Here is a 20,928-nt window from a genome sequence, read left to right as displayed (position 1 = left end):
GGCAGACGCGCCACACGCGCCGGCGAGGACGTCGCCACGCTGCTACGCTGCGCCCCTGGCCCGACAGAGACATCCCGATGCGCGGTTCGCTGTCCCTCCAGCGCCTGCTGCCGCTGGCGCTGCTGGCCCTCGCCTGCGGCGCCGGCGCCGCGCCGCCCACACCCGGCGTCTATCTCGCCGATGGCGGCGACCGCCTCGACGTGGCGCGCGACGCCGACGGTCTGGGCTTCTCGCTCCACGTCACCGGCGCCAACGGCCATACCTGTGCGCTGGACGGCACGCTGCAGGGCGAACTCGGCTTCACCCGCGCGCACGACGACGATCCCGCGTCGCTGTGCCGCACCCGCCTGCACGCCGAGGGCGACGCCATCCGGGTCGAGGCGCTCACCCCCGACACCTGCCGCGACTACTGCGGCGCACGCGCCTGGTTCGAAGGCGACTACCGACGCGCCGCGCCGGCCTGCGTGCCCGAGGCGGCGGAGGCCACCCGCGCGCGCTTCCTGCGCCAGTACCAGGCCAAGGACTACGCCAATGCCGAACGCACTCTGGCCGCGCTGCTGGACGGCTGCGGCAAGACCCTGTTCTGGCTGGACGCCGCGCAGGTCCGCACCGATCTGGCGCTGACCCAGTATCACTTGGGCGACCGCGCCGGTTGCCTGCGCACGCTGGCACCGGTGCTGGAACGCGCCGGCAACGATGCCGAGGACGTGCGCAACACCCTGCCGCCCAGCGATGCCGACGGGTTCCTGCCGATCGCCCGCGCCGCCTGGCACAACGCGGCACTGTGCAAGGCGCCGCCGCGCTGAGCCAGGCAGGAACGGCGGCGCCCGTGCGGCGCCGTCAGTTGGCGCCGATATTGGCCTGGATCCAGGCCCAGCCGTTGCCGCGCACCACCTCGAAACCGGCCTCGACCACATGCAGGTACATCGCGTTGCTGAAGCGCCCGTCCTGCGCGCGGTGCGTGTGCAGCCAGCTCAGGAACGGCTTGATGTCGATGTTGAGATTGCCGTTGCTCGGCAGAGTCGGCTGGCCGGCGGTGTTGTGCGGAATGAAGGTGTAGACGTAGTAGCCGGCGGCGCTGTTCATGCCTTCCCACAGATCGAAGGTGTAGCCGCCGGCGCTGATGACGTTGCTGGCGGTGAGCGTGCCGATCGGATACGAGTTGTGGCCGCCCCAGATCATCACTTCGGCCTGCGGGATCGCGCTGGAGGACACCGTGCTGTCCCAGCGGAAGAACAGGTCGTAGGCGAAGTCGCCGGCCAGGTTGCTGCCGCCGGACGAGTACGCGAAGGTCGACGGCAACGACCGCAGCGCCGAGACCTGCCGCGGGAAGGTGCGGTCGGCAGTGGGATTGAAGCCGTAGTGCGAGCCGCGCAGAATCGCCGGATAGCCGTACAGGCTGGCGTTGGGGAAATTGAAGGTCACGGTCATGCTCGGCGTGCTGCCGCTGTGGAACGTGCCCTGGATGACGTTGTTGGGGTCGTTGAAGTTGTTCACCCAGGCGTACTGGTTGCCGTACACCTGGTACGGCCCGGCCAGCGCCATCGGCGCGATGGCGAGCAGGGCGGTGGCGAACAGCGCGCGCAGAGTCCGCGCCCAGCCGCGCGGCGACCTGACGACCGTGGCGGGAAGGCGCGGCAAAGCAGCGGCGGAAACGGAAGCGGAAGCGTGCATGGCGGTCTCTCCTGGGCGTGCAGGGGCAGCGAATCTACTGCCGCGGCGGACGCTAGCAAGGTGCGCGTACCGCGAGCTATGACAAGACCCGCGCATGCCATGCGCCAGCGCAATAGCGCTACCGCGATCCAGGCCACGGCCGCGCGGCGCTTCACAGATATCGCGTGCCAGCGAGATTTCCGCCACGGCATCGTCTACGCATTGCGGTCGCCCCGGCGGACGGACGTCAACGACATCTCGCACTGCAACATGCGATGTACGCAGTCGCAGCGCGCGCGACGCCGCGATAAGCTGATGCGTCATGACGGAGAAGCACGATGACGTTGCGCTGGTATTTCGATTTCATCTCGCCGTTTTCCTATCTGCACTGGCAGCAGGTGAAAGCGCTGCCGGAGTTCTCGCGGATCCAGCCGGTGCCGATCGTGTTCGGCGCGGTGCTGGCGCAGCTGCAGACGCGCGGGCCGGCCGAGGTGCCGCACAAGCGCGAGTTCACCTATCGCTTCGTGCAGTGGCAGGCGCAGCAGCAAGGCGTGCCGCTGCGCTTCCCGCCGGCACATCCGTTCAACCCGCTGACGGCGCTGCGCCTGTGCATCGCCGCCGGCACCACGCCGCAGGCCATCGATGCGCTCTTCGACTGGCTGTGGCGCGATGGCCACGCCGGCGACGACGCCGCGGCCCTGGCGCCGGTCGGCCAGGCATTGGGGATCGCCGACGTGGCCGCGGCCACCGCCGATGCGCAGGTCAAGGCGCAACTGCGCGCCAACACCGAACAGGCGCTGGCGGCCGGCGTGTTCGGCGTGCCGACCCTGCAGATCGACGACACCCTGCTGTGGGGCAACGACGCGCACCCGCTGATGCGCGCGGTGCTGGCCGACCCGCAACTGCTGCAGCGCGGCGATATGGCGCGCCTGAGCGCGCTGCCGGTCGCGGTGCAGCGCAACGCCTGAGCGGTCGCCATGTCCATCGATCTCCCCAATCACTGGAGCTTCAGCGGATGCGCATCGGCATCGTCGTAGATTCCGCCTGCGACCTGCCGCAGGACTACATCGCCCAGCACGACCTGGTGGTGTTGCCGATCAGCGTGCGCCTCGGCGGCACCGTCCTGGCCGATCGCCGCGACGAAGCGGCGACGCTGGAGTTCCTGCACGCACAGGTCAGCGCGCACGGCGCCGAAGCCGAGACCGTGCCGTACAGCGTGGCGCAGATCCGCGAGCTGTTCCTGAGCCGGCTGGTCATCGACTACGACCACGTGTTCTGCCTGACCATCGCCAAGACCCGCAGCCCGATCCACGAGCACGCGCAGCAGGCCGGCTTCGCCATCCTCAACGACTACAAGCCGATCCGTCAGGCAGCCGGCCACGCCTCGCCGTTCGCGCTGCGCGTGATCGACACCGGGAACCTGTTCGCCGCACAGGCCGTGATCGCCGTCGAGGCGGTGCGGTTGCGTGCCGACGGTGCCGGCGTGCAGGCCATCCGCGAGCGGCTGGAGACGCTGGCCGAGCACACCCATGGCTACATGATCGCGCGCGACCTGTACTACCTGCGCAGCCGCGCGCGCAGCAAGGGCGACCGCAGCGTCGGACTGCTCAGCGCCGCGCTCGGCTCGGCCCTGGACATCAAGCCGGTGCTGCACTGCCACCGCGGCGAGACCGCGCCGGTGGCCAAGCTCAAGGGCTTCGACCACGCCGTGCAGACCCTGTTCGGGCTGGCCGCCAAACGCGTGGCCGCCGGGCTGATGACGCCCACGCTGTGCCTGAGCTATGGCGGCGAGCTGGCGGAACTGCGCGCCCTGCCCGGCTACGCGGCGCTGCGTCAGGCCTGCGACAGCCACGGCGTTGAGCTGCTGGAGAGCGTGATGAGCCTGACCGGCATGGTCAATGTCGGCAAGGGTGCGCTTGTGCTGGGCTTCGCCGGGGAGGCGCTGCGCTTCGACTGATCGCCCGCTGGCCGCGTCGACGGCGGGTCGCCGCCGGCTCTGCTAGGCTGCGCCGCTTCGTACCGCCTACAAGAGATGCCCATGGCCGTCACCTACTCGATCAGCCTGCCCGATCCCGCCCGTGCCCGCGGCAGCAACCCGTCGCTGAGCTTCTCCGCGCACGGCGCCGACGCCTTCGCCGAACAGCTGCAGGCCGCCCTCAGCGACCCGGCCTGGTTCGAGCGCTGGCGCGCCATGCAGCCGGAGCCGGACGAGGTCGATCCGGCGCTGGGCGTGACCGATCCGGCAGCACGGGTGACCGGTCGCCAGGACGATCTGCGCATCGATCTGTCCGCGACCACCAGCATCCCCGGCGACATCCTCAAGCAGCGCATGCGCCTGCTCGCCGGCAGCGGCTGGGAACTGCGCGACGTGCGCTGAGCCGAACGGCACGGCCACCGCACTGCGGTGGCCGAGACGCTCTGCGGTGCCGCGCTAGGACACAGCCACCACCCGGCGCGGCCAGGACAAGCGTAGATTGACCGCCAGCGTCCCCAGCACGATCAGCGCCAGGCCCAGCCACTGCACCGGCACCAGCCGGTGGCCGTACAGCAGGTAATCCAGCAGCAGCGTCACCAGCGGATAGACGAAGGCGACCACCGCGATCGCCGCCACGTGCAGGTGCCGGTAGGCGCTGTAGAACAGCACATACACTACGCCGCTGTGGATCACCCCCAGGCCGACCAGCCAGAACCAGTGGCGGCCGGGATGCAGCGCGGCGCCGCTGGAGAAGCCGGCCAGCATCGCCGCACCGACCCAGCACTGCACGGTCACCACCGCCAGCGGCCGCTCGCGACTGATCCGCCGCGACATCAGCAACGACGCGCCGCACAGCAGCGCGCCCAGCAGGGTCAACGCGATCCCGCCCAGGTAGCCGCGGTCGGCGCTGGACCACAGCCGCAGCGGGTCCGCCGAACAGGCCACGCCGACGAAAGCCAGCAGGGTCCAGCCCAGGTCGGAACGGCGGCTGCGCTCGCCCTGCAGCAACGCCGCCAGGATCAGCATGACGAACGGGAACACGTGGTAGACCATGGTCGCCACGCCGATCGACGAACGCGCCATGCCGGCGAACAGCGCCACCCAGTTGAGCACCAGCAACACGCCACTGAGCGCCGCGTCGCGCAACAGCGCGCGCTCGCGCCACAGGCCGCGCAACTGCCCGCCGAGCAGGCCGCACACGGTCAGGAACAGCGCGCCGAACAGGCAGCGGTAGAACACCGCGGTCACCGGATCCTGGCCGCTCTCGTGCACGAACACGCCGACCGAACCGATCAGCACCTCGGCCAGCAGCAACTGCCACAGTGCCCGCCGGGACGCGCCCGCAGGCGCTGCGTGCACCGCGCTCATAACGCGATCGTTCCGTGCAGGTACGGCACCGCCGCGCCACGCACCTGCACGTGGTCCGGCAGCACCCGGCAGTCCAGTTCGCCGCCGCGCGCAGACGCCTGCCACGCACGCAGGTCGCACTTGCCCAGGCGCTGCGCCCACAGCGGCGCCAGCGCGGCGTGGATCGAGCCGGTCACCGGATCCTCGGCGCCGCCGTTGGCCGGCCAGAAGTAACGCGAGACGAAATCGTGCTCGCGGCCGGGCGCGGTGACCGCGACATCGCGCGGTGCCAGCGCCAGCATCCGCGCCAGGTCCGGCACCACCGCGCACACCTGGGCTTCGTCCGCGTACACGGCGATGTAGGCCTGGTCGTTGCGGTACGCCGCCTGCGGCGCGATCGACAAGGTCTGCTTGAGGGCCTCCGGCACCGTCGCCAGCGCGGTCGGCGCCTGGTTCGGAAAGCGCAGAACGAAGCGCCCGTCAGCCTCGCGATCCACCCCCCGTTCGCCGACCGCCGCGGCGCGGAACCGCACCGGCAGCGGCGCCAGGCCCTGGGTGGCGACAACGAAAGCGCTGGCCAAGGTGGCATGGCCGCAGAACCCCACTTCGCGCAGCGGCGAGAACCAGCGGATCGCGAACGCGCCATCGGCCTCGCGCACGAAGAACGCAGTCTCCGACAGATTGTTCTCGCTGGCGATGGCCTGCATCAGCGCCTCCGGCAACCATGCCTGCAGCGGCACCACCGCGGCCGGGTTGCCGCGGAACCGCACCGTGGTGAAGGCATCGACGATGAACAGCGGCAGTTGCACGCACGGCCTCGGGAATGGGGAATGACACGGCCAGTGTGCGCCGGGGTGGGCGACCAGCACAGAGTCAGATACGCTGCAAATCGACCGATACAGATGAGGCCGCCGCATGCGCCTGTACGAAGCCCTCGCCAGCCAGCTGCGCGACCAGATCGCGCAGGGCACGCTGCGTGCCGGCGAGCGTCTGCCGTCGATCCGGCAACTGGCCGCCGGCCACGGCATCAGCGCCGCCACCGCGGTGCAGGCCTGCCTGCAACTGGAACGCGAAGGCCGGGTGCAGGCGCGGCCGCGCTCGGGCTACTTCGTGCGCGCCGCGGCCACACCGCAACCGGCCGGCGCAGGTGCCGCTGCCCGGCGGCGCGCGCCGGGCGCGGTCGCCAATCCGGCGCTGCAGGGCGTGCTGGACATGCTCGCGCGTTCGGACCTGGTGCCGCTGCACACCGCCACGCCAGCGGCGGCGCTGCTGCCCGGCGCGCACCTGGCCAGCGCGCTGGCGCGGCAGTTGCGCCGCCAGCGCAGCGCCGCGCTCGACTACGCACCGCCGCAGGGCCACGCCGCGCTGCGCCGGCAGATCGCGCAGCGCTACGCGCACTGCGCCACGGTCGTTGCCGCCGACGAGGTGGTGGTGACCGCCGGCGCGATGGAGGCGATCAGCCTGGCGCTGCGCACACTCACCGCACCCGGCGACGTGGTGCTGGTCGAGACCCCGACCTACCACGGCATCCTGCAGGCGGTGGCGGCGCTGCGCCTGAAGGTGCTGGAGGTCCCGAACCGGCCCGGCCAGGGCATCGACGCCGCACGCCTGGACGCGCTGCTGCAGCGCACGCCGGCGCGCGCCGCGGTGCTGGTGCCGAACTTCAACAACCCGCTGGGCAGCCTCACCCCCGATGCCGCCAAGCGCGCCGTGCTGGACAGTTGCGCGCGCCACGGCACGGTGGTGATCGAGGACGACATCTACGGCGAACTCGACTGGTCGGGGCAGCGCCCGCGGCCGCTGCGCCATTTCGACACCCACGGCAACTTGATCACCTGCGGCGCCTTCTCCAAGGTGCTGGCGCCCGGCCTGCGCGTGGGCTGGCTGCTCGGCGGCGCCTGGACCGACGCGCTGGTGCGCGCCAAGTACTTCTCCACTATCGGCGGCGCCAGCCTGCCGCAACTGGCCCTGGCCGACTACCTGCAGCGGCACGACCTGGAACGCCACCTGCGCAAGCTGCGCCGCACCCTGGCCGACAACGGCCAGCGCCTGCGCGAGGCGGTGCTGCGGCACTGGCCGGCCGGTACCCGCATCGGCGACCCGGCCGGCGGCCTGTCGCTGTGGCTGCAACTGGCCGACGCCGGCAGCGGCCAGGCGCTGTTCGAGGCCGCTCTCGCCGCCGGCATCGGCACCTCGCCCGGGCACCTGTTCTCCAGCCGCGGCGACTATGCCGACCACCTGCGGCTGAGCTGCGGCCAGCCGTGGAGCGAGACGCTGGAAGATGCAATGCGGCGGCTGGGCAAACTGGCAACGCGACTGCCGCGCTAGCGCCGCGTCCAGCGCCGCACCGCGGTCCCGATGCGAAGTTCGCTCCCAGCGCTTGCTCGCACCGCGCCTGCAAGGCGCCCTGGGCCGCCTCCGAGCGACGCCGTGCATGCAACTCCACATGCACATCGACCCATCACGGCGATCGCCCCGCGTGCGACACGACCGCAGCGGCCGCATCCGGCGCAACGGCGTGACCGCGATCGACGTCAGCCAGGAGCGGCGTGCGCTACGGCGTTGCCGCGCCGATCGCCAGCGCCACGCAGGCGCCGACCAGGGTGCAGGCGAGCATCGCCACGGGGCTGAGCGGGCTGCGCCAGCGCGGCCAGGGGAGCAGCAGGATGCGACGGCAAGACATGGCGCGGCTCCGATCCAGGGACGTGGCGAGGGCGAACCCTGCGGAATCTAGCCAGCGCCGGTCTCAGCAGGCGCGAACGCGATCGCACAACCGCGGGTCGGGCGGTGCGGCACCCGTGTTTGTTTACGAGACCGGCCACGCCGCGGCCGTCGTGGTCACCGGCCTGTCATGTGCGCGGCAGGCAAGCAGCTGCCTGCGTCACTAGAGTGCAGTCGCACCTTCACCGAAAAGCACTGCCAGGGACGACAGCGGAGAAGGCTGGTTGTGCCACCGGCAGCGCAACGCGCGGCCCCCTGCCCGGCGGGCCGCGTCGCGCGGCCGCCGGTGGAGCGCGCTCAGCCCTGCAGGGCGCGCGCGTGGAAGGCGATGTGCTCGCCGATGAAGCTGCCGATGAAGTAGTAGCTGTGGTCGTAGCCGGGCTGCACGCGCAGGGTCAGCGGGTAGCCGGCGGCCTCGGCGGCGGCCTGCAGCAACTGCGGGCGCAACTGCTTGTCCAGGAACTCGTCGCCGCCGCCCTGGTCGATCAGCAGCGGCAGACGCTCGCTGGCACTGCCGATCAGCACGCTGGCGTCGTAGGCCTGCCACTGCGTGCGGTCCTCGCCCAGGTAGGCGGTGAATGCCTTCTCGCCCCACGGCACCTGGGTGGGCGCCACGATCGGCGAGAACGCCGACACGCTGCGGTAGCGGCCGGGATTCTTCAGCGCGATCACCAGGGCGCCGTGGCCGCCCATCGAATGCCCGCTGATCGCGCGCCGGCCGTTGTGCGGGAACTGCGCCTCGATCAGCGCCGGCAGTTCCTGCACCACGTAGTCGTACATGCGGTAGTGCGCGTCCCACGGCGCCTGGGTGGCGTTGACGTAGAAGCCGGCGCCCTTGCCCAGGTCGTAACCCTCGGCGTCGGCGACCTGCTCGCCGCGCGGGCTGGTGTCGGGCGCGACCAGGATCACGCCATGCTCGGCTGCATAGCGCTGCGCACCGGCCTTGGTGATGAAGTTCTGCTCGGTGCAGGTCAGGCCGCTGAGCCAGTACAGCACCGGCAGCGTGGTGTGCTCGGCCTGCGGCGGCAGGTACACGGCCACCTGCATGGGGCAGCCGAGCACAGCCGAGTCGTGGCGATAGACGTCCTGCCAGCCGCCGCAGCAGGCGTGGTGTTCGATACGTTCCATGGGCAGTTCCGGGAAGAGGGCCTGCGGCCGCGACCGGCCGCAGGCGGGGGTACCGCGACGCGTCGACCGGCGACGCGCGCGGCAGCGGCTTCAGTGCAGCACGCCGTTCTTGCGCGCCACGTGGGTGGAGATCGCGTCCATCAGCGGCGGCGACAGGCAATCGTACGGTTCCAGCTTCAGTTCGCGCAGGCGGTTGCGCACCCCGTCCATCGCCTCCGGACGCGTGCCGCTCTCGATGATCGACGACACGAAGGCGGCGAACCCCGGCGCCGACCAGCCCTGCTGCGGCGACAGTTCCGTATGCACGAAATCCAGGCCGTAGAACGGATGCTCGGTGTTCTCGATGCGGCCGTACATGTGCACGCCGCAGCCGGTGCAGGCGTGACGGCGGATGGTCGCGCTCTCGTCCACCACCTTCAGCTTCTCTTCGTGCGCCGTCACCTTGACCTTGTCGCGCGCCACCACCGCCACCACCGAGAAGGTCGCGCCCTTCGGCTTCCAGCACTTGGTACAGCCACAGGCGTGGTTGTGCGCGGTCTGCGCGCCCACTTCCACCACCACCTTGTCGCTGGCGCAATGGCATTCCAGGGTACCGCCCTGGAAATGCTCCGCGCCGGCACGCACGCCGGCATCCACCGACGGATGAATCGTCACAGTACTCATCTTGCCCCCTCCCGGGTTCGTTGCGTCGCTGCAATGCGCGGAAACGGCCGCGCGCCGGACTGACCTGCGGTCAGAAGTGGATGACGGTGCGGATCGACTTGCCCTCGTGCATCAGGTGGAAGGCTTCGTTGATCTCGTCCAGCGGCAGGGTGTGGGTGATGAACGGATCGAGGTCGATCTCGCCGTGCATCGCCTGCTCCACCATGCCCGGCAGCTGGGTGCGGCCCTTGACCCCGCCGAAGGCGCTGCCGCGCCAGACGCGGCCGGTGACCAGCTGGAACGGGCGCGTGCTGATTTCCTGGCCGGCGCCGGCCACGCCGATGATGACGCTCTCGCCCCAGCCCTTGTGGCAGCACTCCAGCGCCGAGCGCATCACGTGCACGTTGCCGATGCACTCGAAACTGAAGTCCACGCCGCCGTCGGTCAGCTCGACGATGACTTCCTGGATCGGCTTGGTGTAGTCCTTCGGGTTGATGCAGTCGGTGGCGCCCATGCTGCGCGCCAGTTCGAACTTGCCCGGATTGGTGTCGATGGCCAGGATGCGCCCGGCCTTGGCCTGCACCGCGCCCTGGATCACCGCCAGGCCGATGCCGCCGAGGCCGAACACCGCGACGCTGTCGCCTTCCTTCACCTTGGCCGTGTTGTGCACCGCACCGATGCCGGTGGTGACGCCGCAGCCGAGCAGGCACACCTTCTCCAGCGGCGCCTCGGGGTTGACCACGGCCAGCGAGATCTCCGGCACCACCGTGTACTCGCTGAAGGTGCTGCAGCCCATGTAGTGGTAGATCGGCTGGCCGTTGTAGGAGAAGCGAGTGGTGCCGTCGGGCATCAGGCCCTTGCCCTGGGTGGCGCGCACCGCCTGGCACAGGTTGGTCTTGCCGGACAGGCAGAACTTGCACTTGCGGCACTCGGCCGTGTACAGCGGGATCACGTGGTCGCCGACCTTGACGCTGGTCACACCCTCGCCCACCGCCTCGACGATGCCGCCGCCCTCATGGCCGAGCACCGCCGGGAAAATGCCTTCCGGATCGTCGCCGGACAGCGTGAACGCGTCGGTATGGCACACGCCGGTATGGGTGATGCGCACCAGCACTTCGCCCTGGCGCGGCGGTTCGACATCGATCTCCACGATCTGCAGCGGTTTGCCTGCTTCGAAAGCGACGGCGGCTCGGGACTTCATGCGATTTCTCCTGGCTGACGGAATGGGCGTGGGGTGGGGATCATTTGAGGTAGGAGCGGACCAGCATGGCCATCTCGCGCACGCGCGCGGCGCGCTGCGCATCGGAGGTGGCGGCATGGCCGAATTCGTCGCGAACGTGCGCCTGCATCACTTCCGACATCAGGCCGTTGACCGCGCCGCGGATGGCGGCGATTTGCTGCAGCACAGCAGCGCAGTCCGTCCCCTCCTCCAGCGCGCGTTCCAACGCCTCGGTCTGGCCGCGCAGGCGGCGGATGCGGGCGAGGACGCGCTTCTTTTCGTGCGGGGCGTGCGGCATGTGACGGGAGCTCGGGAACTATACTGGGGGATAGTATTCCTGCCATCGGAAAAAGAAAACGCCCGCGCCGCTACTCCACCCATCCTGGCCGACCCGGGCGCGGCCGGACGCCCCGCCGCGCGGGTGCCGGCGCATGGCAATGCGTGTCGGCCCAGGACACGAAACCGCCATGTTCGCGCCGCCGGTGCTGCCTATGATGGCCATGCGTTCATGCGCGGGCCCCGGTGCCGGTGGCCACGTCCCTGCCCGCCCCCAGTTCCAGGCAGCCGCGGCCACGTCTAGACTGGGCGAATCCCCGTGTGGCCGCCCTTCAAGATCGTGGACATGAAATCCTTCATTCTGGTCGTCGACGACGATCCGGATCTGCGCCGACTCATCAGCGAGTTCCTGAGCGACCACGGCTATCAGGTGGACACCGCCGAGACCGTGGCGGAGATGCGCCTGCGGATGGCCGAGCGCCAGCCGGACCTGGTGATCCTGGACGTGATGATGCCCGGCGAGGACGGCCTCAGCGCCGCCCGCCAGCTCGCCAGCGAGCGCGGCGCGCCGGCGGTGATCATGCTCAGCGCGCTGGGCAGCGACACCGACCGCATCATCGGCCTGGAAGTCGGCGCCGACGACTACCTGGCCAAGCCGTGCAATCCGCGCGAGCTGCTGGCGCGGGTCCGCGCCCTGCTGCGGCGCAGCCAGGCGGCGACGCTGCCGCCGGAAGCGCGCGGCAACGTCTACGAGTTCGCCGGCTGGCGGCTGGACGTGATCCGCCGCGACCTGCGCGATCCCACCGGCATCTTCATCAATCTCTCCGACGGCGAATTCGCGCTGCTGCGCACCTTCGTCGAGCATCCGCAGCGCGTGCTCAGCCGCGACCAGCTGCTCGACTACGCGCGCGGCCGCGATACCGAGGTCTACGACCGCGCCATCGACAGCCAGATCAGCCGCCTGCGCCGCAAGATCAACGAGCGCGTGCAGACCGAACTGATCCGCACCGTGCGCAACGAGGGCTACATGCTGCTGCCGAGCGTCGCCCGCCTGTGAGCGGGCCCACGCGCGCCCGCCGCGGCGTGCCGATCTTCGCCCGCGCCTTCCTGCTGCTGGTGGTGGCGCTGCTCACCGCGCAGCTGATCGGCATCGCCTTGGTGCTGCGCACGCCGGTCTACGAGATGCCGGTGCACCCGCCGGAGGTGATCGCCCTGCTCAGCACGCGCATGCCGGCCGGCACCCAGACCCTCAAGGTGCAGGACACCGCCCATGCGCCGCTGCCGGCGCGCGACCAGGTGCGCGACCGCAACGTGGAACGGCTGATGGCGCACTGGCTGGAAGTGGCGCCGGACCAGGTGCGCTTCTACCGCAACAGCGACGGCCGCCTGGAACGCCTGCGCCTGCGCCTGGGCGAACGCCCGCCGCCGCCGCCGCATGCCATGGCGGCCGACGACGACGTCCCCGCACCCGCGGAGGCCGCGCCCCCAGCCACCGCGCAGCAACCGCCGCCACCGGAACCGCCGCCTGCGCCGGGCGAGGCACCGCGCAATGGCGCCTTCGGCGCGACCATGCGCGCCGTGGGGTGGCGGGAACGCGGCTTCGCCCCGGCGGTACCGCTGCTGGACGGCTTCACCGCAGCCCTGCGCCAGCCCGACGGCCACTGGCGCAGCGTGATGTCGCCGCCGCGGCGGTTCTCCAACGAATTCAAGACCCAGGTGGTGATGCTGTTCCTGGTCGGCATGCTGGCGATGCTGCCGCTGGCCTGGTGGTTCTCGCGCGCACTGTCGGCGCCGATCCGGCGCTTCGCCGAGGCGGCCGACCAGCTCGGCCGCAATCCCGATGCGCAGCCGCTGCGGCGCAGCGGCCCCAGCGAGATCGTGCAGGCGGCCGATTCGTTCAACGCGATGCAGGCGCGCCTGAACCGGCTGATCAACGAGCGCACGCACATGGTCGCGGCGATCGCCCACGACCTGCGCACGCCGTTGGCGCGGCTGGCATTCCGCCTGGAGACACTGCAGCCGCCGCTGCGCGAGAAGACCATGGCCGACATCGACGAGATGAAAGCGATGATCTCCGCGGCGCTGGACTTCATCCACAACGACAGCCGCCGCGGCACCCGCTCGCCACTGGATTTCCGCCTGCTGGTGGAAAGCGTGGTCGACGACGCCAGCGACACCGGCGCGGACGTGGTGCTGCTGCTCGGCGACGCCATCACCCTCGACGGCGATCCGCTGTCGCTGCGGCGCATGGTGATGAACCTGGTGGAGAACGCGCTGAAGTACGGCAAGCGTGCGCGCCTGCAACTGCGTCACGAGGCCGGCGAATGCGTGCTGTGGATCGACGACGACGGCCCCGGCATCGATCCCGCACAGCGCGAGAAGCTGTTCCTGCCGTTCTTCCGCGGCGAGAACTCGCGCAACCGCGACACCGGCGGCATCGGCCTGGGCCTGTCGGTGGCGCACAGCATCGTGCTGGCGCATGGCGGCCAGATCGCCCTGGACAACCGCCCCGAGGGCGGCCTGCGGGTCAGCGTGCGGCTGCCGTGCCAGGGAGCGACTCCCTGAGGACGCGTGCCGGCACGAGAAGGACGTACAAATGCTGCGCTCGATGTCCTGCCGGCACGAACGCGTCGCAGCAAATCGCGGATGCCGACGACGTTCGGGCATTGCTGAATGCAGTTCCCTGCACCATCGAAGATGCGAATTTCTGGAATCAGTTTCTTGCCACTAGCGCGGCCTCATTTATCCGAACCCTGACGATTCAACTGAGCCGGGCTGCGGAACGACCCAGGCGTGAGTGAATGTTCAACCCTGCTCAAGGTCAGCCACTTGACCATGGCCCTGCGGATCATAGCCCCGAACCATTCCTTTGGATCGCAATCTCTCCACAAACATATGAAATCTATCGGCCCAGAAATCGTGCTTTGCCCACGGATGGCGTTGAGTGTAGAGGTCACCCATCCCAGCCATCAGCAGACCATCGAATCGAGTCAATTGACCCTGACGCCCACCCCATAGAATCCGGGATATCGCATCATCATCAAGACCTGCCGTGCAGCTTTCAATCTGTTTTAGATTTGTGAAACCAAGTTGCCTTGCATGGCGTGCGGCCATCTCATACGAAAACTGGTTCATGCGACCGTCCGCACCGAGCCGTTTGTCGAGATATGCCTTCAACGCATCGGCGGTAATTTCCACCACCTCATAATTACCAAAAGCCACCTGCGCCTGTGCATCCCGTCTTAATTCCTCGTCGTCATCTTGCAGACGCTGAAATTCCCTGTCAGCAATCTCAAGCATTCCCGCCAAGGCAATAAATCGCTTTTTTATAGCCCGAGGAATGGTATAACTACTCTTGTACTGGATATCGTGCTCCATCTCAGCCCACGCATGCTGCAAGATGGTTCTCACTTGAATTTCAAAGACCAGCCCATTAAACCTAGAATATTCCGCAAGTGTAGTTCTTGCAGGGGAAAGTGAAACGAGGAAGTGGATGCTCTGGTATCCAAACTTCCCCTCATCAATCAACGCTTCCGACTTGTCCGCCCTTTCCAGTACTTGAAATTCCTTGCTGATCACTGCGCATGCTGCCTCCACGTCACGAGGAAGGAAGGTAATTACACGAGCCCCAGTCTTATCGTGGATTTCATCCAAAGGCTTCTGATACTTTGGCTTCTCCGGGTCTTCTTCAGAGCCTTTGGACGCCTTCGCTTCAAAACTGTCTACCGCCTTGGCTCGACTCTCGACGGAGTGAACTCTTAGGCCATGGGCCTTGAACGCCTGGGCGAGGACCGTTTGGACAGTTTCTGCAAGATCCTCATATGTCGACCGCACCTTACGATAATCAGATGCGGCCGCCTCACCGTGCTCTTCTAGTGTGGTACCCAAGATTACCTCCATAAGCCCTGACGCCCGGTCAATCTGCGCTGCAAAGCAGCGCCGGCCTGAAATAATTGCCAGATTTACGCCATCACAAAACTTTGCGAGGCAACGTTTTCGTACCGATACCTTTTGTTGCCACAAGCTGGGCAATAGCACTCACGGCCGTTGCCACCTCGTTGTTCAGCAGACGATCGATGTTTTCCTGGTTGTACTCAATATTGCTATGCGTCACATACCGGGTCTGGTGTCCAACCGGAAATCCGTTGTAACTGATCTGCATGCCATATCCTAGACGCGCTCTCTTTTTCATACCCATCCACTCTTCATGAAGCTCAGAGAACGGCTCGTAAGAGATGGAGAACCTTGCCAGTTCTTCAGCCCTTCCAAACGCCACGCCGTGATTAAACTCATCACGTAGCCTGAGATTCAGCACGCCGTCCGGGCGATTGGATGTATTGGAAATGCGCTGAACAAAGATGTGCCTACTGATCAAAAATGTAACAATGGCAGAGAGTCCTGCCGAGGTCAGCGCAACGATGACTGTGTATGCGTCCATTTCCCCGTTCCCCCGTTCACAAAAAAGTGTCTTAGCAACTCAGCCGCTATTGGCCCGTCCCAAAGTGGGATTAATTGAGCATCTACCATCTACAATAAAGCCCTGCAAAGAGACGGATCCTCAGGCTTTCTCAATCACGTTCTCAATGCGGCGACGGACATCCCAGAGGTGGGCGCTATCGGTGTCGTCCGACATTAGAGGCGATATACGAATCACACCTCATCACTGCAAGATCACCAAGCGGCGCTAGGCAACAGGTCAATAGTGACCTGGAATTCCAGCATTCCGCAGCACCTAGTTTGAAGCGTGATTCTGACTGAAAGCAGCGGCGCCCGAAGTAGACAAGTGCGTCCAGACGCTAGCACACGCCCTTATGGCCTAAGCCGTTCGACACAGTCCAAGGAACGCCAAGCAACGCAAGACACCACGCCGGCCATAGCCCGGCAAGCCGATCAGTAAGCGAACTCGCGGAACACGTGGTCGATGTCGCCCTGCCAGGCGCCGTGGTACAGCGCCAGCTTGCGCTCGGCCGCGGTCTCGCCGCCATGCAGGATTTCCACCAGCGGTTCGAGGAAACGCGATTCGTCCTGTCCGTCGCGGTTCAGGCGCGCGCGCCGGCGCAGGCCGGACAGGGCGATCTTCACCGCCTCGGCAGCCAGGTCCTGCACGGTGCCGTTGCGGAACGGCAGCTTCAGCGCCTGCTTGGGCACGCCGTCGCGCAGCGCGTGGCGTTCGACCAGGCTGAAATCCTTGACCAGGTCCCAGGCCGCGCCCAGCGCCGCATCGTCGTACAGCAGGCCGACCCAGAACGCCGACAGCGCGCACAACCGGCCCCACGGACCGGCGTCGGCGCCGCGCATCTCCAGGTACTTCTTCAGGCGCACTTCCGGGAACGCGGTGGTCATGTGGTCGGACCAGTCGCGCAGCGTCGGCAACGCACCGGGCAACGCCGGCAACTTGCCCTGCAGAAAATCGCGGAAGCTCTGTCCGCTGGCGTCGATGTAGGTGCCGTCGCGGTAGGAGAAGTACATCGGCACGTCGAGCAGGTAATCGACGTAGCGCTCGTAGCCGAAGCCGTCCTCGAACACGAAGTCGAGCATGCCGGTGCGGCCGGCGTCGGTGTCGGTCCAGATATGCGAGCGGTAGCTGAGGTAGCCATTGGGCTTGCCCTCGGCGAACGGCGAGTCGGCGAACAGCGCGGTGGCGATCGGCTGCAGCGCCAGCGACACGCGGAACTTCCTGATCATGTCCGCTTCGCTGGCGTAATCCAGGTTGACCTGCACCGTGCAGGTGCGCGTCATCATGTCCAGGCCGAGCGACCCGACCTTGGGCATGTAGCGCTTCATGATCTGGTAGCGGCCCTTGGGCATCCACGGCATCTCGTCGCGGCGCCACTTCGGCTGGAAGCCCATGCCGAGGAAACCCAGGCCCAGTTCGTCGGCGACCTGCTTGACCTCGTTGAGGTGGCTGCCCACTTCGACGCAGGTGTCGTGGATGGTCGGCAGCGGGGCGCCGGACAGTTCCAGCTGACCGGCCGGCTCCAGTGTCACCGAGGCGCCATCGCGCAGCAGGGCGATGGTGTGCCCGGCTTCGCGCACCGGCTCCCAGCCGAAGCGGGTCAGGCCCAGCAGCAAGGCCTCGATGCCGCGCTCGCCGTCGAAGGTCGGCGGCCGCAGGTCGTCCAGCCGGAAGCCGAACTTCTCGTGCTCGGTGCCGATGCGCCACTGCGCTTCGGGTTTTTCTCCGGAGGCAAGCACCTCGACCAGTTCGGCGCGGTCGGTGATCGGCGTCTCGGCAACGTGGCTGGGGCTCGACAAGGGCAGGACTCGCACGGCGGGTGAGGCGATGTGGGGACCATCCCCTGCCATCGCAAGGCCCGCACTATAGCGTGCCGGGGGCGGGGCCCGCGTCGCTACCGGCGGCACTGCAGCATTCCATGGCCGCGCCGCTGACGGCGTCGAGAGTGAGACGCAGCAAGCGTTCGCGGCGCCGGCTCGGCTAGGCTGCGGTCTCCTTCCCGCTCCGCCGCAGGCAGCGCCATGCGCCCGACCCACTCCGAACGCCATCGCACCGACCGCGCCGGCTGGCTGCGCGCGGCCGTGCTCGGCGCCAACGACGGCATCCTGTCCGTGGCCGGCCTGGTGGTCGGCGTCGCCAGCAGCGGCGCGTCGGCGGCCACGGTGCTGACCACCGGCATCGCCGGCCTGGTCGCCGGCGCGATGTCGATGGCCGCCGGCGAATACGTGTCGGTGCAATCGCAGGCCGACACCGAGCGCGCCGACCTGGCGCTGGAACGCCGCGAGCTGCACGAGGACCCGCAGAGCGAACTGGACGAACTCACCGCGATCTATCGCCAGCGCGGGCTGGACCCCGGCCTGGCCCGCCAGGTCGCCGAGCAGTTGACCGCGCACGATGCGCTGGGCGCGCACGCGCGCGACGAACTCGGCATCACCGAGAGCCTGCGCGCACGTCCGCTGCAGGCGGCGGCCGCGTCGGCGGCGGCGTTCTGTACCGGCGCGGCGCTGCCGATCGTGGCCGCCTGGCTGGCGCCGGACGGCCGGCAACTGTGGGTGACCGGCGCGGCCACCCTGATCGGCCTGTCGCTGACCGGCGCGCTGGCCGCGCGTGCCGGCGGCGCCTCGGGCCTGCGCGGCGCGGTGCGGGTGGTGTTCTGGGGCGCGGCGGCGATGCTCGCCAGCGGCGCGATCGGCCATGTGTTCGGCGTGCATGTCTGAGCGGACGCGCCCCGTACTGGATAGCATCACCGGCATGGCCACAGCCGTTTCCCCGAAATGCAAGGCAACCGCACGCCCGTCGTTCAACACGGAACCTGACCTGGAGTACTGAAAATCGACACTGGCACCTTCGTCGTCGACCACGTGGGATTTTCCGTTTCATCGCTGGAGGAGGCGATCGCGTTCTGGACTGAGGCCATGGGCTTCGAACTTGTCCGCACGAGCGAAATGGGCGGCGATTTCCTGCGCGAGGTGACGGGCGTCGACGATCCTCGTTGCCGCATGGCGCTGGTGGTCTCGCCTGCCGGCTTTCCCATCGAACTGCTGGAATACTCGACAGCCCGCACCTTGGGCAAGACACCCGCGAGCGCTGGCGCGATCGGCGCAGCCCATCTTGCCGTCACCGTGACGGAGATCGACGTGGCGGTCGCCAGGATCCAGGCGCAGGGATGGCATTTGAAAGGATCTCCGCGACCGATCGAGGCAGGGCCACGCGCGGGAACCGTCGTTGCCTACGTCAGCGGGCCCGACGGGATCACCATCGAGCTCATGCAACCTCCCAGGTAAGCGTGGCTGACAAAACGACTGCGCAGTCGCCAGACCGCGGGGAAGCGACCTGTGGCGCACCGAGACCGGCAGTTTGCGGAGCCGGCACCAGCGCAGTCGTGGCGGTCCGGCCGGCTGCGACGTGGCAGCCTGGCGCTTTACGCTGAGCGCGCGCACCGCGCTGCGCTAGCATCACGGCCATGGCCGACACCACTTCCCCCGACGCCTTGCTGCTGGCGCGCCTGTCCAGCCTGGCCGACTGCACCCAGGCCGAGGGCTACGCCTGCATCAGCGCGCGCCGCGAACACGGCGCGCGCTCGGTGGAGATCCCGCAGCCGCACCTGGCGATCCTGCTGCAGGGACGCAAGCAGGTGCGCACCGCGACACAGGCCCTGGACTTCGTACCGGGCGACCTGTTCCTGGTAACGCGGCGCTGCCGCATCGATGTGGTCAACATCCCGGATCCGCACAGCGGCCTGTACCTGAGCGTGCTGGTGCCGCTGTGCGAGGAAGCGCTGAGCGCCGCCCGATTGCTGTGGAACGAGCCGCTGCCCGCCGCAGGCGCGGAACTGGCGCGCCTGCGTGCCGAGACGTTCGGCGGCACCCTGCTGCAATGGCGGCAGGCGCTGCAGGACGGCCGCTACACCGAGGCGCGGCTGGCGCTGGCGGCCCTGGCGGTAGCGCTGTGCCGGCAAGGCCACGGCGGCCTGCTGCTGCCGCCGGCGCCGAGCGTGGCAGAGCAGGTGCGCGAGCTGATCGCCGCGCAGCCACAACGCGACTGGCGTTCGCGCGACATCGAGGAGCGCCTGGGCTTCAGCGGCGCGACCCTGCGCCGGCACCTGGCCGGCGAACGCACGTCGTTGCGCGAACTGCTCACCGATGCGCGCCTGGCGCACGCGATGCAACTGCTGTACACCACGCGCTGGCCGCTGAAGACGGTCGCCGCGCACGCCGGTTACCGCTCGGTGCGCAGCTTCAGCCAGCGCTTCCAGCAGCGCTATGGCCTGGATCCGGCCAGCATCGGCAACTGATCCACGTCGGCATTGAGCGCCGCGCGCAGCGGAATGAGCGAATCGCGCAGCGGCGCCGGCGCAGCATGCCGTTACCGCGGCGCACGCCGCTCTGCCAGGAAATCCCATGTCCGTGTTCCCGTTGCGCGCGTTGTGCGCGCTGGCCATGAGCGCCAGCGCGGCGCTGACGCTGCCATCACCCGCTCATGCCGCCGCGCCGGCCAGCGCCCAGACGCAGGTGCCCGGCGTCTATCGCCAGGCGATCGGCCGCTTGCGGGTCACCGCCCTGTTCGACGGCACCGTGGCGCTGCCGCGCGCGCAACTGGCGAACATCCCGCCGGAGACGATCGCACGCCTGCTCGACCACCGCTACGTGCCGGAGAACGAAAAGGGCCTGCAGACCGCGGTCAACGCCTACCTGATCCAGGACGGCGCGCACCTCACCCTGGTCGACACCGGCACCGCGACCTGTTTCGGCCCCGGGCTCGGCCAGGTGCTGACCAACCTGCGCGCGGCCGGCTATGCGCCCGAGCAGGTCGACGACGTGCTGCTCACCCACGCCCATCCCGATCACCTGTGCGGCCTGCTGGACGCACAGGGCCAGCCCGCCTATCCCAAGGCGACGGTGTGGCTGAGCGCCGCCGACGCGGCGTACTGGCTGGACCCGGCCAGCGAGGCCAGGGCGCCGCAGGCACTGCGCTTCGCCTTCCCGCTGGCGCGGGCGGCGGTGGCGCCCTACCAGTCCGCGCAGCGGCTGCGCCGTTTCCGTCCCGGCGACGCGCTGCCCGGCGGCGCGGTGGCGCTGGATACCCACGGACACACGCCCGGGCACGTGTCGTACCGCTTCGACGGTGGTGCGCGGCAGCAACTGCTGGTGTGGGGCGACCTGGTGCACTACCACGCGGTGCAGTTCGCGCAGCCGCAGGCGTCGTTCGAGGCCGACAGCGACCGTGCCGCAGCGATCGCCGCGCGCAAGCGCATGCTGGCGCAGGCCGCGGACCACGGCTGGTGGGTAGCCGGCGCGCACCTGCCGTTCCCGGGACTGGGCCACGTGCGTCGCGAGGGCGAGGCATTCGCCTGGGTGCCGACCGAATTCTCGCCGTTGCCGGCGGCGCCTTGATTGGCCCGTACCCTTATCCAGCCCTGCGGGCCACCTTCTCCCAATGGGAGAAGGAACAGCGGCTAGCCCCTCTCCCTCCGGGAGAGGGGTTGGGGTGAGGGTCCGGCGCGAAGCGTCT

22 protein-coding genes are annotated in these 20,928 nt (G+C 68.7%); 11 read left to right on the top strand and 11 right to left on the bottom strand.

Annotated features, from left to right (window positions below):
• Positions 1-77 precede the first annotated feature (77 nt).
• Positions 78-806 carry a hypothetical protein gene (locus CEK69_RS06570; protein WP_152244546.1) on the top strand — a complete coding sequence of 243 codons (729 nt, stop codon included), beginning with the start codon at positions 78-80 and terminating at the stop codon, positions 804-806.
• Between the two features lie 34 nt (positions 807-840).
• Here CEK69_RS06570 and CEK69_RS06565 read toward each other — a convergent pair whose 3' ends face one another.
• The gene (locus CEK69_RS06565; RefSeq protein WP_152244544.1) at positions 841-1,674 is read right to left on the bottom strand and encodes a cellulase; all 834 of its coding nucleotides are present in this window, start codon (positions 1,672-1,674) and stop codon (positions 841-843) included.
• Between the two features lie 317 nt (positions 1,675-1,991).
• Here CEK69_RS06565 and CEK69_RS06560 point away from each other — a divergent pair, with 317 nt between their 5' ends.
• From CEK69_RS06560 to CEK69_RS06550, 3 genes are all read left to right on the top strand, one after another.
• On the top strand, positions 1,992-2,621 hold the full coding sequence (locus CEK69_RS06560; RefSeq protein ID WP_152244542.1) for a DsbA family protein: 630 nt from the start codon (positions 1,992-1,994) through the stop codon (positions 2,619-2,621).
• Positions 2,622-2,668: 47 nt separating this feature from the next.
• Complete coding sequence (locus CEK69_RS06555; protein ID WP_152244540.1) at positions 2,669-3,610, top strand: DegV family protein; 942 nt, start codon at positions 2,669-2,671, stop codon at positions 3,608-3,610.
• Positions 3,611-3,691: 81 nt separating this feature from the next.
• On the top strand, positions 3,692-4,030 hold the full coding sequence (locus CEK69_RS06550; protein ID WP_193313919.1) for a hypothetical protein: 339 nt from the start codon (positions 3,692-3,694) through the stop codon (positions 4,028-4,030).
• Positions 4,031-4,084: 54 nt separating this feature from the next.
• On the opposite strand, the gene CEK69_RS06545 is transcribed toward CEK69_RS06550, so the two are convergent.
• Both CEK69_RS06545 and CEK69_RS06540 read right to left on the bottom strand, forming a co-directional pair.
• A complete protein-coding gene (locus CEK69_RS06545) occupies positions 4,085-4,996 on the bottom strand; it encodes a DMT family transporter (protein WP_152244536.1) in 912 nt (303 codons plus the stop codon).
• Positions 4,993-5,784: a PhzF family phenazine biosynthesis protein gene (locus CEK69_RS06540; RefSeq protein ID WP_152244534.1), complete on the bottom strand. Its 792-nt coding sequence runs from the start codon at positions 5,782-5,784 to the stop codon at positions 4,993-4,995. The genes CEK69_RS06545 and CEK69_RS06540 overlap by 4 nt, the downstream gene beginning before the upstream one ends.
• 106 nt (positions 5,785-5,890) lie before the next feature.
• Here CEK69_RS06540 and CEK69_RS06535 point away from each other — a divergent pair, with 106 nt between their 5' ends.
• Positions 5,891-7,303, top strand: a complete 1,413-nt coding sequence (locus CEK69_RS06535) for a PLP-dependent aminotransferase family protein (protein ID WP_152244533.1) — start codon at positions 5,891-5,893, stop codon at positions 7,301-7,303.
• Positions 7,304-7,529: 226 nt separating this feature from the next.
• Here the strand turns inward: CEK69_RS06535 and CEK69_RS21410 are convergent, their stop codons facing one another.
• The 5 genes from CEK69_RS21410 to CEK69_RS06515 form a co-directional block, all read right to left on the bottom strand.
• Complete coding sequence (locus CEK69_RS21410) at positions 7,530-7,658, bottom strand: hypothetical protein (RefSeq protein WP_017908007.1); 129 nt, start codon at positions 7,656-7,658, stop codon at positions 7,530-7,532.
• A 335-nt stretch (positions 7,659-7,993) separates the two neighbouring features.
• Positions 7,994-8,824, bottom strand: a complete 831-nt coding sequence (gene fghA / locus CEK69_RS06530; RefSeq protein ID WP_152244532.1) for an S-formylglutathione hydrolase — start codon at positions 8,822-8,824, stop codon at positions 7,994-7,996.
• Between the two features lie 90 nt (positions 8,825-8,914).
• On the bottom strand, positions 8,915-9,487 hold the full coding sequence (gene gfa / locus CEK69_RS06525) for an S-(hydroxymethyl)glutathione synthase (RefSeq protein WP_026143453.1): 573 nt from the start codon (positions 9,485-9,487) through the stop codon (positions 8,915-8,917).
• 70 nt (positions 9,488-9,557) lie between these two features.
• The gene (locus CEK69_RS06520) at positions 9,558-10,667 is read right to left on the bottom strand and encodes an S-(hydroxymethyl)glutathione dehydrogenase/class III alcohol dehydrogenase (protein WP_017908004.1); all 1,110 of its coding nucleotides are present in this window, start codon (positions 10,665-10,667) and stop codon (positions 9,558-9,560) included.
• A 40-nt stretch (positions 10,668-10,707) separates the two neighbouring features.
• On the bottom strand, positions 10,708-10,983 hold the full coding sequence (locus tag CEK69_RS06515) for a metal/formaldehyde-sensitive transcriptional repressor (RefSeq protein WP_017908003.1): 276 nt from the start codon (positions 10,981-10,983) through the stop codon (positions 10,708-10,710).
• A 318-nt stretch (positions 10,984-11,301) separates the two neighbouring features.
• Here CEK69_RS06515 and CEK69_RS06510 point away from each other — a divergent pair, with 318 nt between their 5' ends.
• A complete protein-coding gene (locus CEK69_RS06510) occupies positions 11,302-12,018 on the top strand; it encodes a response regulator transcription factor (RefSeq protein WP_026143454.1) in 717 nt (238 codons plus the stop codon).
• Complete coding sequence (locus CEK69_RS06505; protein WP_152244531.1) at positions 12,015-13,526, top strand: ATP-binding protein; 1,512 nt, start codon at positions 12,015-12,017, stop codon at positions 13,524-13,526. The genes CEK69_RS06510 and CEK69_RS06505 overlap by 4 nt, the downstream gene beginning before the upstream one ends.
• 240 nt (positions 13,527-13,766) lie before the next feature.
• On the opposite strand, the gene CEK69_RS06500 is transcribed toward CEK69_RS06505, so the two are convergent.
• From CEK69_RS06500 to CEK69_RS06490, 3 genes are all read right to left on the bottom strand, one after another.
• Positions 13,767-14,849, bottom strand: coding sequence for a RelA/SpoT domain-containing protein (locus tag CEK69_RS06500; RefSeq protein ID WP_167336263.1), 1,083 nt, complete (start codon positions 14,847-14,849; stop codon positions 13,767-13,769).
• 82 nt (positions 14,850-14,931) lie between these two features.
• On the bottom strand, positions 14,932-15,399 hold the full coding sequence (locus CEK69_RS06495; protein WP_152244530.1) for a hypothetical protein: 468 nt from the start codon (positions 15,397-15,399) through the stop codon (positions 14,932-14,934).
• A 452-nt stretch (positions 15,400-15,851) separates the two neighbouring features.
• The gene (locus CEK69_RS06490; RefSeq protein WP_150410712.1) at positions 15,852-17,216 is read right to left on the bottom strand and encodes a glutamate--cysteine ligase; all 1,365 of its coding nucleotides are present in this window, start codon (positions 17,214-17,216) and stop codon (positions 15,852-15,854) included.
• Positions 17,217-17,438: 222 nt separating this feature from the next.
• Between CEK69_RS06490 and CEK69_RS06485 the strand changes: the two genes are divergently transcribed.
• The 4 genes from CEK69_RS06485 (at position 17,439) to CEK69_RS06470 (ending at position 20,810) form a co-directional block, all read left to right on the top strand.
• Positions 17,439-18,134, top strand: coding sequence for a VIT family protein (locus CEK69_RS06485; protein WP_152180944.1), 696 nt, complete (start codon positions 17,439-17,441; stop codon positions 18,132-18,134).
• A 108-nt stretch (positions 18,135-18,242) separates the two neighbouring features.
• The gene (locus tag CEK69_RS06480; protein WP_226975064.1) at positions 18,243-18,701 is read left to right on the top strand and encodes a VOC family protein; all 459 of its coding nucleotides are present in this window, start codon (positions 18,243-18,245) and stop codon (positions 18,699-18,701) included.
• Positions 18,702-18,880: 179 nt separating this feature from the next.
• Positions 18,881-19,711: a helix-turn-helix transcriptional regulator gene (locus tag CEK69_RS06475; protein ID WP_152244528.1), complete on the top strand. Its 831-nt coding sequence runs from the start codon at positions 18,881-18,883 to the stop codon at positions 19,709-19,711.
• Positions 19,712-19,817: 106 nt separating this feature from the next.
• The gene (locus CEK69_RS06470; RefSeq protein ID WP_152244527.1) at positions 19,818-20,810 is read left to right on the top strand and encodes an MBL fold metallo-hydrolase; all 993 of its coding nucleotides are present in this window, start codon (positions 19,818-19,820) and stop codon (positions 20,808-20,810) included.
• Positions 20,811-20,928 lie beyond the last annotated feature (118 nt).

Source organism: Xanthomonas sp. LMG 12462 (assembly GCF_009192885.1).
Taxonomy (GTDB): domain Bacteria; phylum Pseudomonadota; class Gammaproteobacteria; order Xanthomonadales; family Xanthomonadaceae; genus Xanthomonas_A; species Xanthomonas_A sontii.
This window is presented reverse-complemented; position numbering and strand designations above follow the sequence as displayed.